The sequence below is a fragment of the Streptomyces sp. NPDC047869 genome, assembly GCF_040704065.1.
Taxonomy (GTDB): domain Bacteria; phylum Actinomycetota; class Actinomycetes; order Streptomycetales; family Streptomycetaceae; genus Streptomyces.
On sequence record NZ_JBEYRK010000017.1, the window covers coordinates 102,670 to 118,334 of the forward strand.

Annotated in this window: 12 protein-coding genes and 4 pseudogenes; 9 read left to right on the forward strand and 7 right to left on the reverse strand. The window is 68.4% G+C overall.

Going from position 1 to position 15,665, the window contains the following annotated elements:
• Positions 1–236 precede the first annotated feature (236 nt).
• The gene (locus AB0924_RS22475) at positions 237–2,291 is read right to left on the reverse strand and encodes a SpoIIE family protein phosphatase (RefSeq protein WP_366912314.1); all 2,055 of its coding nucleotides are present in this window, start codon (positions 2,289–2,291) and stop codon (positions 237–239) included.
• A 386-nt stretch (positions 2,292–2,677) separates the two neighbouring features.
• On the opposite strand from AB0924_RS22475, the pseudogene AB0924_RS22480 reads away from it, so the two are divergent.
• The 3 genes and pseudogenes from AB0924_RS22480 to AB0924_RS22490 all read left to right on the forward strand — a co-directional run.
• Positions 2,678–2,917: pseudogene (locus tag AB0924_RS22480) on the forward strand (transposase); the annotation flags it as partial.
• Between the two features lie 309 nt (positions 2,918–3,226).
• Positions 3,227–4,630, forward strand: a complete 1,404-nt coding sequence (locus tag AB0924_RS22485; RefSeq protein WP_366912315.1) for a VCBS repeat-containing protein — start codon at positions 3,227–3,229, stop codon at positions 4,628–4,630.
• Positions 4,631–4,644: 14 nt separating this feature from the next.
• Positions 4,645–4,770, forward strand: coding sequence for a hypothetical protein (locus tag AB0924_RS22490; protein WP_358940358.1), 126 nt, complete (start codon positions 4,645–4,647; stop codon positions 4,768–4,770).
• A 5-nt stretch (positions 4,771–4,775) separates the two neighbouring features.
• Here AB0924_RS22490 and AB0924_RS22495 read toward each other — a convergent pair.
• Together AB0924_RS22495 and AB0924_RS22500 are read right to left on the reverse strand one after the other, a co-directional pair.
• A pseudogene (locus tag AB0924_RS22495) lies at positions 4,776–5,095 on the reverse strand (transposase); the annotation flags it as partial.
• A 275-nt stretch (positions 5,096–5,370) separates the two neighbouring features.
• Positions 5,371–5,739: a nuclear transport factor 2 family protein gene (locus AB0924_RS22500; RefSeq protein ID WP_366912316.1), complete on the reverse strand. Its 369-nt coding sequence runs from the start codon at positions 5,737–5,739 to the stop codon at positions 5,371–5,373.
• 70 nt (positions 5,740–5,809) lie between these two features.
• Between AB0924_RS22500 and AB0924_RS22505 the strand changes: the two genes are divergently transcribed.
• On the forward strand, positions 5,810–6,685 hold the full coding sequence (locus AB0924_RS22505) for a LysR family transcriptional regulator (RefSeq protein WP_366912317.1): 876 nt from the start codon (positions 5,810–5,812) through the stop codon (positions 6,683–6,685).
• Between the two features lie 257 nt (positions 6,686–6,942).
• Here AB0924_RS22505 and AB0924_RS22510 read toward each other — a convergent pair whose 3' ends face one another.
• Positions 6,943–7,728, reverse strand: coding sequence for an SDR family oxidoreductase (locus AB0924_RS22510; protein WP_366912318.1), 786 nt, complete (start codon positions 7,726–7,728; stop codon positions 6,943–6,945).
• Between the two features lie 99 nt (positions 7,729–7,827).
• On the opposite strand from AB0924_RS22510, the gene AB0924_RS22515 reads away from it, so the two are divergent.
• The gene (locus tag AB0924_RS22515) at positions 7,828–8,406 is read left to right on the forward strand and encodes a helix-turn-helix domain-containing protein (protein ID WP_366912319.1); all 579 of its coding nucleotides are present in this window, start codon (positions 7,828–7,830) and stop codon (positions 8,404–8,406) included.
• 96 nt (positions 8,407–8,502) lie between these two features.
• Here AB0924_RS22515 and AB0924_RS22520 read toward each other — a convergent pair.
• A pseudogene (locus AB0924_RS22520) lies at positions 8,503–8,769 on the reverse strand (esterase); the annotation flags it as partial.
• Positions 8,770–9,033: 264 nt separating this feature from the next.
• Positions 9,034–10,082 (reverse strand): annotated as a pseudogene (locus AB0924_RS22525) (IS701 family transposase); the annotation flags it as partial.
• 411 nt (positions 10,083–10,493) lie between these two features.
• Between AB0924_RS22525 and AB0924_RS22530 the strand changes: the two are divergent.
• The gene (locus AB0924_RS22530) at positions 10,494–10,982 is read left to right on the forward strand and encodes a DUF6093 family protein (RefSeq protein WP_366912320.1); all 489 of its coding nucleotides are present in this window, start codon (positions 10,494–10,496) and stop codon (positions 10,980–10,982) included.
• Positions 10,983–10,987: 5 nt separating this feature from the next.
• Positions 10,988–11,149 carry a hypothetical protein gene (locus AB0924_RS22535; protein ID WP_366912321.1) on the forward strand — a complete coding sequence of 54 codons (162 nt, stop codon included), beginning with the start codon at positions 10,988–10,990 and terminating at the stop codon, positions 11,147–11,149.
• Between the two features lie 129 nt (positions 11,150–11,278).
• On the opposite strand, the gene AB0924_RS22540 is transcribed toward AB0924_RS22535, so the two are convergent.
• Positions 11,279–12,562 (reverse strand): MFS transporter, encoded by a 1,284-nt coding sequence (locus AB0924_RS22540; protein WP_366912322.1) that lies wholly within the window; start codon positions 12,560–12,562, stop codon positions 11,279–11,281.
• 1,703 nt (positions 12,563–14,265) lie between these two features.
• Between AB0924_RS22540 and AB0924_RS22545 the strand changes: the two genes are divergently transcribed.
• Positions 14,266–14,922 carry a YeeE/YedE thiosulfate transporter family protein gene (locus AB0924_RS22545; protein ID WP_366912323.1) on the forward strand — a complete coding sequence of 219 codons (657 nt, stop codon included), beginning with the start codon at positions 14,266–14,268 and terminating at the stop codon, positions 14,920–14,922.
• On the forward strand, positions 14,922–15,338 hold the full coding sequence (locus AB0924_RS22550; protein WP_366912324.1) for a YeeE/YedE thiosulfate transporter family protein: 417 nt from the start codon (positions 14,922–14,924) through the stop codon (positions 15,336–15,338). Before AB0924_RS22545 ends, AB0924_RS22550 begins: the two co-directional genes overlap by 1 nt.
• The last annotated feature ends 327 nt before the right edge of the window (positions 15,339–15,665 follow it).

Below are 15,665 nucleotides of genomic sequence, written 5' to 3' on the forward strand. Positions count from 1 at the left end.
CCACACCGCCGCGCCCACGTCCAGGAGCCCTCTTGGACGCAGGACAGCGGGATCGCCGGAGTCTCCCGGGGGCTGTGCTGCTGCGTGGCGAATGGTTCAGGGACCGCGCCTGGACTGAGCGCAGCGGGCCCGCAGGAACCGATCTTTCGGGCCCGCTGCGCCGCGTCTGCGCAGTTGGAGATCGTCGTGGCTGTCTTCGAGGGCTTCGCGGGCAGGCGGGAGCCGGTCGGTAAATATCATCGTGGCCGGGCGAGGAGCACCGCGACGTCGTCCTGGGGTGACGTGGGCAATAGGTGGTTGAGGAGGCGGTCGCGGGTCTCCTGCAGGGTCTGGCTGGGCTCGCTTAGGAAGTGGGCTAGTTGATGCATGCCGTGGTCCACGTCGTGGTCGTGGCTCTCGATGAGGCCGTCGGTGTAGAGGACGAGGATGCTGCCAGGTGGGAGCACGACGTGTTCGGTCTCAAAGGAAGCATCGCGCGGTACGCCCAGTGGTACGCCGCAGGTTTTCTCGAGGAACTGGATGGTGCCGTTCGGGTCGGCCAGGAGGGGTGGGGGGTGCCCGGCGCGGGTGATCAGGCAGCTGGAGGTGGTCCGGTCGTAGACGGCGTAGACGCAGGTGGCCAGTTCACTCTCGCCCAGGTCGGCCACTGCGATGTCCAGGTAGTGCAGCAAACGGTCTGGTGGAAGGTTCTGGTAGGCCAGGGTGCGGGCCACGGTGCGCAGCTGGCCCATGACGGCTGCGGCCCGGATGCCATGTCCCATGACGTCGCCGATGATCAGGCCGGTCCTGCCGTCGGGAAGGGTGAGGACGTCGATCCAGTCCCCGCCCACTTCGTTCTCGCTGCTGGCGGGCAGGTAGCCGGTGGCCAGTTCCAGCCCCGGCACCGTGGGAAGCGGTTTGATCAGGCTGCGTTGCAGGGTGAGAGCCGCTTGGTGGCGGCCGGCGTAGAGGCGGGCGTTGTCGATGTTCAGTGCCGCCCGGGCGACCAGCTCGTCGACGAGCACGGTGTCCTGTTCGTCGAACTGCTCACTGCGAGTGCGGGTGGCGATCACCAGGCCGAGCACCTTGCCCCGGGCGGTCAGCGGGATGACCCGCGCGGTGCCCGGAGCGCTGTGGCCGAAAAGCCCCGCAGCCGGTGGATCGGGGGTGACAGCGTTCAGGAGTGGCAGCGGCAGGGGCACGGTCCGGGAGTGCCGTTCGGCCAGGACCGTGGCATGCACCGATCCGGGTGTGATGCGATACGTCACCTCCGCAGGAGGGCGCCCCGACGGGGCGAGGGCGGGTCTCGCGGTGGCCAGGCAGTGCAGCAGGTCGTGGGTGGATGCGCCCACATCGTCCGGGGCGAGCACTTCCTCCAGCAGCATCACCTGAGCGGTGTCGGCGAGTTGAGGCACGAGCATCTGTGCCAGGCCGCTGGCAGCCTGCCGCAGGTCAAGGGTGGTGCCGATGCGCGCTCCGGCCTCGGCCAGAAGCGCGAACCGTTGACGTGCCCGCTCGACCCGCAGGTGATCGGCCTGCCCCTCGGTGATATCGATGACTGAGGCGATCACCCCGAGTGCTTCGCCGTCGCCGCTCGTCAGCGGGGCGTAGGAGGACGACCAGACGCGGTCCTGCTCGGGGGTGGCTGGAGTGCGGCCGGTGCGGCGGTCAAGCACGGCATGCCTCGTCTGGAGCACCTGCCGCATCAGCGACTCCACCAATGAGGGGTCTATCCCCGGGGCCACCTCGCCGATTCGCTTACCCACATGCGCGGCGGCGGGCTGGCCGTTCATGGCGGCAAGGGCATCGTTGACCCGCACATAGCGCAGCTCCCGGTCGAACAGGGCCAGGCCGATCGGTGACTGAGTGAACAGCCCCTCCAAGGCGGCCAGCGAATCCCTCATGCGCCCCACGGACGAGGTCTCGGCGGCAATGACCAGCGTGCCGGGCTGCCCGGCGGGATCGGCGATGGGGGATATCCACATCTCCATCTCGACCGTGTGCCCATCCCGGTGCCGCACTGGGTATGCCCCTACCACCGCCTCTCCGGCCCGGGACCGGGCCGTCAGTTCACCGGCTAGTTCCAGGTTGCATTCCGGGACCAGCAGCGGCAGCCCGTCCTGGCCGATGATCTGCTCCGGCCTCCAGCCCAGAAGGTCCTGTGCCGCCAGCTCCCACAGCCACACACGCCCCTGGTGATCGGCCGCCCATACCGCCATGGGCAACAGCTCCTGGAACACCCCGGCGCGGCCAACGGCCGGCCGGCCGGGAGCAGGGGCGCCGCCGCCCGAACTCGTGTCCTGCATGACCATGCTCAACTCTGACTAGCCGACGCCTGCCGGGTCAGTGCTCTGCATCGACCCGTCCGTCCGACAGAGGGAGACAGAAACTGCATCCGGAGTGTGAAATCAATGGTATATGCCAGCATTCGTAGTGCGGCTGGACACCAACCCCCCCACCGCACGAGTGCTGACAGCGCTAATCGCGACGGCTGTCTGGGTCGGGGCCCGTCATCAGCCAACGGCCTTCATTGCCGGTCGCTCCTTCGTAGGGTGCGGCATTCTCCCGTCCGGCGTGAGCCCGCGGCGGCTCGGCAGTGATGACCGTGCCGCCACGAGCTCCGCCGCTACCCGGGCCGGCACCGCCACATGACTCTGGCCATGGCCGCCCACGTCTGCCTGACCGTCCTGCGAGCCCGTGGCTGGAGCTGTCCCTGGTCGCCACCGACCTGCTCGCCTGGACCCAGACCCTCCTGCTGGAAGGAGAGTTGGCCACCGCTGAGTCGAAGAGGCTGCGCTACCGGCTGCTGCACGCAGCCGCCCGCATCACCCGCGGCGGCCGCCGCCTTCGCCTGCGGATCGCCGTGACCTGGCCCTGGCGGCACGAACTCATCAACGCCTTCGCCCGCCTCACCGCACTACCGCGACCGGCGACCTGACCCGCGGCACTGTCCCTGCCCGCCAACCACCAAGGAACCCGTTGGAGACCCCGGCCCGAGCGTCGGGCCCAAGCCATGCCCACTCAACGACCAGGGGCCGACAGCACCAGTCCTCCGCCATCACCCCCGCTCAACCATTTGAAGCGAAATGGCGAGGTTAATCCCAGGGAAACTTCCGGCACCCAACAGGGCAACCAACCGGCGACGTGGCGAGTCGTACTGGGCAGCATGGAGGGGATCTTGATCCCCCCGTCGTCAACTTCCCTTCAGATTGCCGGAGTTCGTGTGTTCCAGCCTGTGGCACCCAGAATGCGACGTACCCTCGTCGTCGCCCTCGCCCTCTTGTCCGCCACCGCCGTCGCTCCCGCGCCGGCCGCTCATGCCGCGCCCGCGACCATCCGGGTGCGGGAGGACTTCAACGGGGACGGGTACGCGGATCTGGCCGTCGCCGCCTCGTCCGGTACGGCGAGCGGCAAGACCGGGGCCGGATACGTCGCCGTGCTGTACGGGTCCGCGAGCGGACTCGGCACCCGTGGGAAGCAGGTGTACTCGCAGGCGTCCGCCGGTGTCCCCGGTTCGCCCGAGGTGAACGACCACTTCGGGTCCCGGCTCGACGCAGCCGACCTGGACGGGGACGGGTTCACCGACCTGGTGGTCACGGCCGATTCCGAGAACTGGACGCAGGACGGCGTCGACCTGGAGGGCAGCAGGACCGTGCTGTGGGGTGCCCCCGGCGGCTTCGTCTCCGGGACGGTCCTGCGGGCTGCCGGCAGTGCCGCGTACCACGAGAGCGTGTCCGCCACCGGTGACTTCAACGGCGACGGGCACCAGGACCTGGTCCGGCCCGACCGCGTGGAGTACGGCCCCTTCGGACGGGACGGCAGCGCCGCCTCGATCCAGGGGATCAAAGTCGCCGGAAGCTACGACCCCCTCTACTCCGCGGCAGCCGGCGACGTGGACGGCGACGGGATCACCGACCTCGTCGTCGGCGTCAGCGCGATCGCACCGGACGACGAGGAGTACACCCCGTCCCACCTGAACTACCTGCGCGGCAGCCGCGACGGCCTGCTGCCGCCCATCACCCTGAAGGACGCGAAGGGACGACTCCTCGCGCCCGGCACCCAGGTGGGCCTCGGAGACCTCAACGGCGACCGCCGAGCCGACCTCGTCGTCGGGGGGACATCGCTCCACATCAACTACGGCACCGCGACCGGCCCGGGCACCACCACGACCCGGGTGATCGACCAGGACACCCCCGGTGTTCCCGGCACCCAGGAGGAAGACGACAGTTTCGGCTCCGCGCTCTCCATCGGGGACGTCGACGGCGACGGGTACGGGGACGTCCTGGCAGGCAATGGGCAGGAGGCCGTCGGCAAGCTGGCCTGGGCGGGCACCTTCGCCGTGGTCCCGGGCGGCCCGAAGGGGCCGACCGGTGCCGGCACCAAGGTCTTCAGCCAGAACACCGCGAATGTCCCCGGCACCGCCGAGTCCGTCGACCTGTTCGGCCGTGGCGTCCACCTCGTCGACGGTGACAGCGACGGCCGGGCGGAGCCCGTCGTGGCGGCGCTCGGGGAGAACCACGGCGTCGGTGCCGTGTGGGTGTTCCGTACCACCTCATCGGGAGCCACCGCCGCGGGTTCCTTCTCCTTCGGCCCGACAACACTCGGCATGGTCGCGAACGTCGGCGACTCGCTGGGCCAGTTCCCCAGCTGAACGGAGTCAGCCACATGGACAGACCACGAAGGAACTGGCGCACGGGACTCGCCGTCGCCATGGCGGTCACCGGAGCCGTCGCCCTGCCTGCAACCCTGGCCGGTGTCGCCTACACAGCGCCCGCCGCCACGAAGCTTTAGAGGTCCTAACAAAGGCGTTGGACGTGTCGGTAGGTGATCAGGCAGGTGGCGAGGGCGAGGAAGGCTTCGTGGATGTCGTCGCGCCGCTCCCAGCGGATCCGCAGCCGTCGAAAGCCGTGCAGCCAGGCGATCGTGCGCTCGACCACCCAGCGGAAGATGCCCAGGCCAGACCGTGTTCCACGCCTCGTTCGGCGATGACGGGGCGGACGCCGCGATCCCAGAGCAGACGACGGTACTTGTCGTGGTCGTAGGCGCGGTCGGCGAGCAGGGCATCGGGTCTGGGTCGAGGCCGGCCGACGACACCCGCGACCGATGGAACCTTGTCAGCGCCTTCGCGCAGTCCCCTCACATCGGTGGCTCGGGCCACCGCTCCACTTCATCCGCTTGCAGGTCGGGTCGTGCGCGGTGAAACCGCGCAGGGTGCCGCCAGCGGCCGCGATCGAGGCGCTCGCCGCCCTATGCCGCGAGGTGGCCAACCCTCGGGTGTTTCCCTTCCGTGAGCACATCGCCCGCGCCAGCGAGAGAACCCTTCAGGCGCTCCGCGCCGAGCAGGGCTAGCGCTAGGGCGCGTAGCGAGTTGATCACTAGGGTTTGCCCCGATCAGCTCTGCCTCTCGAATCCCGCCAGCAGCGCGCGGGGGTCGAAGGTCACCCGGATTCGGGTGACCTTGCCGTCGTCCACGTGCATCCAGTTCGCCGTCGGGGTAGGTGGCGCAACGCTTGTGCGCAGGTCGAACCAGGTGATCACTTCATCACCTTCCGCTACCCGCACCTTCACGTCGATCTTCTCCAGCACCTGACCGAGCCCCTGCAGCCCGGCGAGCGCCGCCTCTACCCCCGACACCGTTCCCAGCGCTCCGGCGAAGTCGACATCCTTGGCCAGCAACCCCCGCAAGGTATCGAAGTCGCCCGCCTCCCAGGCGGTGAAGTACGCCTCGGCGAGCTCTCGCGCAGTCCTTGTCGTCGTCATGCCTCCATCCTTCAGCTGTGCGATCCATCCGTCCAACAGATGGATTAGATGGCTTCTATCATTAGTGGATATGGAGATGCATCAGCTGCGCTACTTCGCTGCAATCATGGACGAAGGCACCTTCACCGCTGCCGCTCATCGTCTGCACGTCAGCCAGTCCGGCATCAGCACGCAAGTGGCAAAGCTGGAGTCGGAACTGGGCCAGCAACTGCTCGACCGCTCCGGCCGTCAAATCCGCCTCACCCCGGCAGGCGAAGCCGTTCTCCCCCTCGCGAAGAACGCCCTTGCCGCATTTGAAGCCATCAAGCACACCGCCGCCGAGTTCGCCGATGCCGTCCGTGGGCGGGTCCGTGTCGGCATGATCATGGGCTGCTCGATCCCGGCCTTCCTCGACGCCATCGCCGACCTCGGCCGCGCCCACCCCGGCATCGAGGTCAGCCTTCACGAGGGCCACTCCGACGACCTCCAGGCCCAGGTCCTCACCGGCCCTCTCGACCTTGCCCTGATCGGCTACGCGGGCAGCGTCGCCCCAGGTCTGGAGGCGAGCATCGTCATCGACGAGCCGATCACCGCAGCTGTCCCTGCCGGGCATCCACTCGACCGGGCGGACCTGGACCTCGGCGACCTACGGGGCGAGAGGATTCTCTGCCTCTCTCCAGGCACCGGCATCCGCGGCGCCTACGAGGACTCCTGTCGCAGGATCGGCCTCGACCCACGCGTGGACATCGACGCCAGTTCTCCAGCCGCCCTGCTCCGCCTCGCTGAGCGCGGTGCGGGCGTCGCCGTCCTCAGCCCGTCCTCCACACAAGGCACCGGCCTGCAGACTGTCCCACTCGCCAACGCGGCCACGCACGCCCGGCTCGGGCTTATCACTCGCCGAGGTCAGCACTCGCCAGCCGCACAGCTCCTGCGGAGCAGGCTCCTCGCTGGTCTGCAAGCCGGCTAGGCATGCATCGAACGGTGATCAATCTGCAGGACTCCCTCTCCCGCTGGAGCTCGATCCGGTATGCCGGACCTCGTGACGCGAGCGCAGGGTGGGCAATCCGCTCGCAGCGGCTCAGGAACCTCCGGGTCGTCAGCACGAAGACGAGCGCCGGACGCCAGCCGTCGCCCTGCCTTACTGAGGCCACCTTGGGCAGGTCGTCCGGGGTGATGGTCCGGGGCTGGTTGTCGTGCATGACGCTCCTGATGGTGGTGGCGGGTTCAGACGGTGGGGGTGGTGCCGCCGTCGATGACGTGTTCGGCGCCGACGATGGCCGAGGCGCGGTCGGAAACGAGGAAGGCGACGAGCTCGGCAACTTCCTCGGGCTGGTTGGGACGGCCGAGCGGGATGCCTCCCAGGGAGTCCATGAGCCGGCCCAGCGCCGCTTCCTGGGTGATACCGGCGTCGTGGGCGATCCGGGCGACGAGGTTGTCGGCGGCCGAGGTCTGGACGAAGCCGGGTGAGACGGTGTTGACGCGGACGCCGTGGGGGGCGACCTCGTTGGCCAGTCCTTTGCTGTAGGTCGTGAGGGCGGCTTTGGCAGCGGCGTAGGCCAGGGTGCCGTTCCACAGCGGCATGCGGCGCTGGATCGAGGTGACGTGCACGATCGCGCCCCTGCCTTTGGCGAGCATGTGCGGTAGGAGTGCGCGGTCGAGGCGGACGGCGGCCAGCAGGTTCGTGTTCAGCTCCTTTGCCCAGTCATCCTCGCCGAGCGCGGCGAATCCTCCTGCCGGTGCCTCGGATCCGCCGAGGGTGTTGACCAGGATGTCGACACCTCCCATGCGGGCGTCCACCTCGGAGGCGACGTGGGCGGCGCCTCCGGCGGTGGACAGGTCGGCGGCGATGAAGGTCTTCTCCTCGACGTCGTCGGGGCGGCTGCGGGCGGTGACCAGCACGGTCGCACCGGCCTGGGCCAGGCGTCGGGCGATGGCGGCTCCGGTGCCCTTGGTGCCGCCGGTGACCAGAGCGCGTCGGCCCTCGAGGGATTCGCTGATGGACGTGGTCACGTTGTGCTCCGTTCCCGGTCGCGGGTATACGAGGCGCCGCTCCTGCCCTGACTGCTAAAATAGAAGCCACTAACTTCGACTTTAGCAGTAACTGAAGGGATGGTCGCCGTGGCAAGCCGGATCAGGCTGGAGGACCGGGAGTGCCCGCTGTCCACGACGGTGGAACACGTCGGCGAGTGGTGGACACTGCTGATCCTCCACGACGCCTTCGACGGCTACACACGCTTCGACCAGTTCCAGGAGAGCCTGGGCATCTCCTCCAGCATGCTCACCACCCGGCTGAAGACCCTGGTCGCGGACGGTCTGCTGGAGCGTCGGCCCTACCAGACCAGCCCCGTCAGGCACGAGTACGTCCTGACCGAACTCGGGCGCTCCCTGCGCCCGGTGATCGTCGCCCTGGCCGCGTGGGGCAACCACCGCCTCACGCCGACGCAACGCAGCATGATCCTCGTCGACGCGCACAGCGGCGACGAAGTCGAGCCCGTGGTCGTCGACGCCAAAACCGGCCGCCGACTCGACGACAGCGCCGCCTACGTCTTCACCGCGGGCCCCGCAGCCAGCGACGCGATGCGCAGCCGCTACGCGGCACGGCCGGCCAATCCTGCGGAAGAGGCGAAAGTAGGCCCGGAAGATTCTCGTACAGCCTTGAGCAGGGCCGCGAGCACGGGCTGCACCTGACCAGCCTCGCGGCACCGGCTTGTCGTCGGCGTGGTACCTGCCAACCCTCCCCAGTCGTTGAGAACTGGATCACGTGAGGCGAGGGCAACACCAGTCGTACAAAACCACCGGGAGGGTTTTCGTCGCACCCCGGGGACGGATGATTCGGGCTCGGACCTGGCCGTATCGGCCCGCGTCGACGCTCACCCATTCCTCATCCACCGCGGGCTTGGCCACCCCCTGCCCCGCCTGCAGATCATCGAGGATCTCTCGGCCGTTCTCCGGTGGGACTTCGTAGAGGCGCGGGTGCGGCTTGGTGGAATCCGCCAGTTCCTGGGCCGCAGGCTCCAGGACCGGCGTCGGGAGCAACGAAGAAGTAGCCACGGTGTGCCTCCTGCGTCAGATTCGGTCGTGACGGCCAGGCCCAACCGTCTCCCATCGTCTCTCAGCAGCGCATTGGCGCCACTTTGGCCAAGGCGCTTGTGCGTCACTGGTGACCGGCTCATGCAAACTCGCAGCTTGCGCGTGCTAGCTAGTAACTGCTTGGTCAGGGACATATCGGTGCTGGCATGTTGCGGTGACAGGTGGGGCAGGCGCCGGACCAGAGTGCGAGGAGTAACTGCAGTTCGCGGGTGACCCGGTAGAGGCTCAGGCCGGCGCCGTCTCTTTTGGGGACCGGGCGATGCGCTGGAAGGTGCAGAAGGCGTGCGCGACGGAGACGAGAGTGACGTGGTGGTGCCAGCCCCGCCAGGTGCGGCCTTCAGGCCCAGGGCTTGCTTCATCTCGCGGTAGTCGTGCTCGATGCGCCAGCGCAGTTTCGCGGTGCGCACCAAGGTGGCCAGCGGGGTGTCGGCGGGCAGGTTGGACAACCAGAACTGGACGGGTTCTGGCTCGGTGGCGGGCCATTCGGCCAGCAGCCAGCGCTCGGGCAGCTCCGGGCCGCCGGCGACTTTGCGGATCTCGCGTCCGGCGGGCCGGATCCGCAGGGCCACGAACCGCGAGTACATGCGCTTGACGCCGCTGCGACCACTGCCCGGGCGCGAGCCTCCCCGCCACTGCACCGGCTTGGCGGCCCGCTTGCCGGCCTCGATGACCAGCTTCTTCACCGCCTGGGCCGGCTCGGGGTATGCGGGCTGGGGCCGTGCGCCGCGACCGCCATAAGGCGGGGTGTGCGGTTCTGCCGCTTCCGGCTGGGCGGTGGTCGTGGTGGAGATGCCGACCGCGTAGCTCAGCCCGCGTTCTTCCAGGCCCAGCCGGAAGGCTGCCGCATCGCCGTAGCCGCCGTCGGCGACGACGAGCGGGACATCAATACCCCACGACGTCGTCTCGTCGATCATGTCCAGGGCCAGCTGCCACTTCTCGACATGGCCGATGTCTTCGGGGATGCCGCACTTGGTGCGGCGGGCCACCTTGGCCTCATCGGCCTTCGGCGAGGCGGGATCCCAGCTCTCAGGCACGAACAGTCGCCAGTCGACGGCGGCCGAGGCGTTGTCGGAGGCCAGGTGCAGCGAGACGCCGACCTGGCAGTTGGTGACCTTGCCGACGGTACCGGTGTACTGCCTGGCCACACATGCCGAGGCGTCCCCGTCCTTGAGGAATCCGGTGTCATCGACGATCAGCGCGGTCGGTTTGATCACCTGCTGCATCCGCCAGGCCAGGCGGGCACGCACATGCGCCGCCTCCCAGGCGTACGGGGCAGCAGGCAGACCGGCCCGCTCAGGGTGCACGCACACCGGTACACCAGCCGCTGTGAACCGGTGGCCTGTGGCAGGGTCAAACGGGCAGTTGCTGGAGGGCCGTTCCACGACGTCGAACAGGCCGCCTGGGTGCCGCAGCGACGGGCAGATGTCACACACTGGCCTGCCGTCCTGAGCGAACGCCTCGCCGTGCGTCATCCCTCAGCTGCCTTCCGTGGGGTTGGCAGCACGGTAGCCGAGCCGGGCCCGGCTTTGTGGATGATCCGTAACGACCCACCCGGTTGCGTGTTCAACCGTGTGGCCGGGGTACGGGTGTGCCAGCCCCACCCTCCCGCTCCCCCCGTCCGGTGAGGGTGGGGCGCTCACTTTGTGGCCGGTGCGCTGTCCGAGCAGGCGCCTACGCTCGAAGCCATGAGCAGTCCTATCTCGCTGGCCGCGATCGCACCGGTCATGAAGCGGATCATGGTGAACACCGTTCAAATCTTCCGGCCCGGCCCGCAGGTCCTGAGCGAGGACACCGGCGAGTACGTGGCTGGCCCTGACGTCGTCGTGTGGGAGGGCTCGGGCGCGGTGTTCGCCGCCGACGGGCCCGGCATGGTGATGTCCCCGGCCGGTCAGGCGTACCACGATGATGCCCGCGACCGGTACCGGCTGCTGACGCCGCTGGAGGCGCCGCTGGCCTCCCGTGACGACTGCGTGCGCGTCACCAACGCCACCGCCGATCCGGGGCTGTTGGGCCGCGTGTGGCGGGTCCTGGACATCTCCGACGCCAACACCCTCGCGGTCGTGCGCACCACCTGGATGGACGAGACGACGCAGCAGGCCTCCAGCGGGCCGCAACCCCCGTTGCAGGGCGTCTTGCTGGCCTGGCCGGGCTGTCCGCGCCGGTCCGTAGGCTGATCTGCATGGATGAGCAGCTGCGTCAGGTCTGCATCAGCGCTGACCAGGGCAACGGCAGGGGCGTCCTCGACGGCCGCGACATCTCCCGCGAGGTCAGCGGCTACCAGCTGGGGCGGCAGGCCGGGCAGCGGCCCGTGCTGGTGCTGACGACGAACAGATCGCGGTGATCGCCCAGCAACTTCGGGCCTTGGTCGGCCCGCAGCGCAAAGCCGTGACTTGCTGCCTCCTCAGGGCCATGGCCGGGTGGTGCGTAGCCACTGCGCGGCCATACGTGCTGGGGCTGCTGAATGGCCGGGTCAGCCGGCCTCGTGGGGGGCGGGCGATGTCCTGGCTCGGAGGATCGGGTCGTTGCGCAGGCGTAGGAAGGTGACGAGCAGAGCGAGCGCCTGCATAACGGCGCACGCGCCGATGAGGGCGTCCAGGTACGGCGGCGGGGTGAGGGCGAGCAGCACACCCGCGACGGGGAAGGGCAGCAGCAGGAGCAGGATGGTCAGGGAGAGGGTCGTGCTGAAGGCCGCGGGTGGGATGACCTGCGAGCGGAGGGTGCGCAGGACGACGGTAAGTCCTCCGTCGGCGGCCATGAAGAGGGCCACGAGGGTCACGTAGCCGATATAGGAGGGGGCCTGGGGCACGGCCAGACAGGCGGTGGCCGCGACGGTCGCGCTCATGACGCCGACCCCCCACAGCCCGAGCCGATCGAGGCCCGCCCGGCAGCAGACGACCGCGGCCAAGGTGACGGCAGCGGCGATCGACCAGAGCGCGCCGGCAGCGGCCGGGGACTGGCCGAAGCGGTCCTCCACGAGAACAGGGCTGGCCGACTGCAGCAGTCCGAGCATGAGGTTGGAGCAGGCCAGTCCGGCCACCAGCCGTCGCAGGGACGGCAGCGAGCGCAGGGTCTGCCATCCTTCCCGCAGGCCACCACCCGGCGCGGGTTCACCGTGGCGTGCGGCACGCAGGGGGGTGGGCGGGGTCTGCAGCGCCAGTGCGGCGGACAGGAAAGACAGCACGCTCAGGCACACCAGCATGAGGGTCGGGCCGGTGAGCAGCAGAACGCCGCCCAGAGCCGGGCCGATGACGGTGGCCGTCTGGTCGATGCCGATCAGCACCGACTGCACCTTGTGGGCCTGCCTGTCGGTGCGGCGGCTGACGATGGCGCCGACCGCCTCGTTGGCGATGAAGCTGAACTGTGTCAGTGTCCCGGTCACGGCGGCCAGTGCCATGACGGTGACGGTCTCGACCGTACCCGGCGTCAGTGCGATCAGCGTGGCAGCGGCGCCCGCCACCAGCAGGGCGCGGGCGAGCGAGGCGAGGAACGACACGATCGCCGCGCCGCTACGGTCTACCAGGGCGCCAGCGAAACCGAACGCGGCCACCCGGGGTATCCACTCCAGTGCGAAGGCCAGGCCCGTCAGGGACGCGGAGCCGGTGGTGGCCAGCACGACGAGCGGCATGGCATAGGTCGACATGGAGTAGGCAAGGGCATCGCACACGCGAGGTGCGTAGATCTGCCGGAGCAGGCTGCCTGTGGGCATGGCAGCGTGCCGACCGGCCGGTTGGACCTTGTGCAAGGAGAAGGTCACGACGTGGGGGGCTTTCGCTGGGTGGGCATGGACGGACGGCTGGGGCGTTGGCCGCTGCTCACGCCGAGGAGAACGTCACAGTCGCCCAAACCATGGGCACGGGATAACGGTGCACGTGAACTCCGCTCGAAACGTTGCAAGGTGAACAGGGGGCGGGCCCGCCACGGGGGGCGTAAGCGGGCCCGCCCCTGTCACCCGCGTAACTCCCTTGGACTGCAAGCGGCGGGATCCGCCAGGGGTCACTCTGTTCAGCGCATTCCAGGTCCTGCGCGTCACGGGTGGCGGCGCACCTTTGCAAGATCACCTCTGAACCGGGATCGCCTACGCCACATGTGGCCGCGTGCTGGGCGCACAGGCCAGCCAAGGGGCGGTCAGATCTGCCAGGAGGTCCCGCTCGTTGGGCTCTGCGTGGATGATCCCGGTTCATGCCGGCGTTTTCGCCCAAGTGAGGAGCTGGGCCCACCAGCCATCCCTCGATCGGCCCGGTGAACTGTCTGGGTGCCGCGTGCGTCGCGCCGACTCACCCCGTCTGACCGCCACCGTTTCCGATCGATTCCTCCCTTCCGCTGCGCGTGCACGGCTGCGCTCCTCCGACTTGCACGTGCATCGCTGAGGCGTTGGGACGCCAGCGAGCACTTGCTCGACATGTTTCCCGCAACCCTCATAGGTCAGCTTTCCGTACGACGGACAGACAGCACGTTGGCACATGATTCCCCTCGCCAGCGTCTTCATCTGCGACCTGCAAAATCGATAGTTTCGTGACAATCAAATTCAAAATTCCGCCACAATGGCGCCCATATTTGTGCCGACTTCACAAGCAACTGATACACGGTCGACGCGAAGGCTGATTCTGAGATTCAATAACGCTCCAAGTAGGTTCCCGCTATGATGGCGAAAATCACGATATGCGCGACAAAAGAGCGCAAGTGGCGCGTGACATACCTCACTTAGTGATGTCAAGTCGTCCCGCTTGGAATCCTCCTTTCGGGTTTGCTTGGGGCGCTGAACCAATGGTTCCATCACGGCCGGTCGGAGAATGGAGGAATGGTTTCGTAGTGTGACAGGCCGTCATCGCGTCGCTTTGAGATCGTCGACCGGGCGCGGCGAGGGCAAGGTTTCGAGAACGGCAACCGCCCTCACCGAATGGGTGGTGTGGGCCGCTAGGAAGGGAGCAACGTGGGTTGCTCGCACGCCGTAGGATGCCCCCTTTTTCCTTTGCTCAGGGGGAGCTTGCAAGGTTGGCGTAGTTACTACTGCGACAGCGAGGATCGGTGGCTCGGCTGTGCGCGCTACCAGGTGTCACTCACCGGCGAGCGTGTGCCGATCAGTCTGCTGCCCAACGGAGCCCGCGCGCGACACCTCGAAGCAGTGGCCACCGGCGCGGACCGAACCGCCGCGGCCCCGGAGCAGACACCCCAGCAGGCCCCGCCTCCACGGCACGATCCGTGGTCGGCGCAGAGCACGTCTTGGCCGCAGCCGGCGCCAGCCCAGCCACCTCAGCCGCATGTACCCGCGACCGCGGCACCGGAGACAGTGGCTCCGTTCGCGGCGGCATCTCCGCCGATATCGGTCTCGCATGACCAACCGTCAACCCCTCTACATACGCCCCGACCTCATCACCGCCCCTCTCGCCACGCGCGGCAAGCGCCCAGCCCGAAGCGCGGCTTGTGGGCTCGAATCACCGAATGGATGAGAGGCCCCGCATGAGTGGCTACTGGCCCTGGTGGGCCGGCGCTGCCGGGCTCGCTCTGATCACCATCAACTACACCCTCACCACGGACCGGTTGTTCGGGGTCTCCTCCGCGTGGGACCGCGTGTTGCACTGGCGCCGGGAGCGCCACCTCGAGGAGATGGACGAGGAGTTCACCGACGAGCGCGCTCTCGCTGACGCTCTCGCCGCAGCTACGGCAGAGCACTTCCGCACCAGCCCCACCGCGCCCACCGCGCCGCCGGCTCCGTACGGGACGTCACAACCGCTCGAAACGGACGCCGAGCCGGCGGTGCGTGAGGACACCCCGGTCGCCGGCCCAGGCCCGGCCCCGCTGGTCACCCAGGCTGCCCTGCTGGTATCGATCTTCCTCGGCGGATTGATCGCCGCGGTCACCTCCGGCCGGTTCCACCTCCGCCTCGACATGGGACCGGGATTCCGGAACGTGGTCACCGCGAACCCGACCACCATGACCGTCCTGCTGTTCGTCGGAGGCGTTCTGGTCGGCTTCGGCACCCGGCTGGCCGGCGGATGCAGCTCCGGTCACGGACTCAACGGCTGCGGCCGTCTACGACCGGTCAGCCTCATCGCGACCGCCGTGTTCTTCGGTACCGCCGTCGCGGTGTCGTTCCTGCTGTGGAAGGTGATCTGATGCGTACCCGGGGCGCAATTCTGCTGGCCAACATCATCACCGGCCTCACCCTCGGCTATACCGTCTCCAACATCGGCTTCGGCGACTACACCGAACTGAACCGCATGTTCACCTTCCAGGACCTGCGCATGCTCCTCTCCTTCGCCGACGCCGTCGTGATCATCATCTGCGCATTCGCCCTGCTGCGGGTCCCCCGCACCCCGGGGCGCATCCACGCGGGCGTGATCCCGGGCGCCGTGCTGTTCGGTACAGGCTGGGCGATCTCCGGCGGGTGCCCGGCCATCCCCATCGTCCAGGTCGCCGGCGGATACCTGCCCGCCCTCGTCACCATCCTCGGCGTCACCGTCGGCATCAGGCTGTGCCGCTGGGCCAACGCCCGCTACTTCCACCTCGACCGCGGCTCCTGCGGCCTGTAACCAAAAAACCCACCGACATGCCTGCCGAGGAAGCGGCCCTCGGTCGGGGCCGCTGCGTCTGGTCAGCCGGAGTGGCGCGGGTCACCGCCACGGCAGGCTCAGCGCGGATACGCCCGCCTTCTCCCGTGTCTGCACAAAGAATTTACGCAGGAGCATCACACATGCTGCACGCAGCGTTTCGAAAGCCTCGTTAGCGTTGCTGGCTGCTCGATTACATGTGCGAACCTGACCAGGTCGTGGCCCAGGCAGGCCGACGGCATGTCGACCCAGGAAGACCGGAAGACCACGGATGGACTACTGCACTGCATGCCGTCGACATCTCAATGG

Coding starts and splice junctions, on each gene's coding strand:
- AB0924_RS22550 (WP_366912324.1), top strand. CDS start 14,922: ATGCGTACCCGGGGCGCAATTCTGCTGGCCAACATCATCACCGGCCTC.
- AB0924_RS22490 (WP_358940358.1), top strand. CDS start 4,645: ATGGACAGACCACGAAGGAACTGGCGCACGGGACTCGCCGTCGCCATG.
- AB0924_RS22530 (WP_366912320.1), top strand. CDS start 10,494: ATGAGCAGTCCTATCTCGCTGGCCGCGATCGCACCGGTCATGAAGCGG.
- AB0924_RS22545 (WP_366912323.1), top strand. CDS start 14,266: ATGAGTGGCTACTGGCCCTGGTGGGCCGGCGCTGCCGGGCTCGCTCTG.
- AB0924_RS22500 (WP_366912316.1), bottom strand. CDS start 5,739: ATGACGACGACAAGGACTGCGCGAGAGCTCGCCGAGGCGTACTTCACC.
- AB0924_RS22485 (WP_366912315.1), top strand. CDS start 3,227: ATGCGACGTACCCTCGTCGTCGCCCTCGCCCTCTTGTCCGCCACCGCC.
- AB0924_RS22475 (WP_366912314.1), bottom strand. CDS start 2,291: ATGGTCATGCAGGACACGAGTTCGGGCGGCGGCGCCCCTGCTCCCGGC.
- AB0924_RS22515 (WP_366912319.1), top strand. CDS start 7,828: ATGGTCGCCGTGGCAAGCCGGATCAGGCTGGAGGACCGGGAGTGCCCG.
- AB0924_RS22505 (WP_366912317.1), top strand. CDS start 5,810: ATGGAGATGCATCAGCTGCGCTACTTCGCTGCAATCATGGACGAAGGC.
- AB0924_RS22535 (WP_366912321.1), top strand. CDS start 10,988: ATGGATGAGCAGCTGCGTCAGGTCTGCATCAGCGCTGACCAGGGCAAC.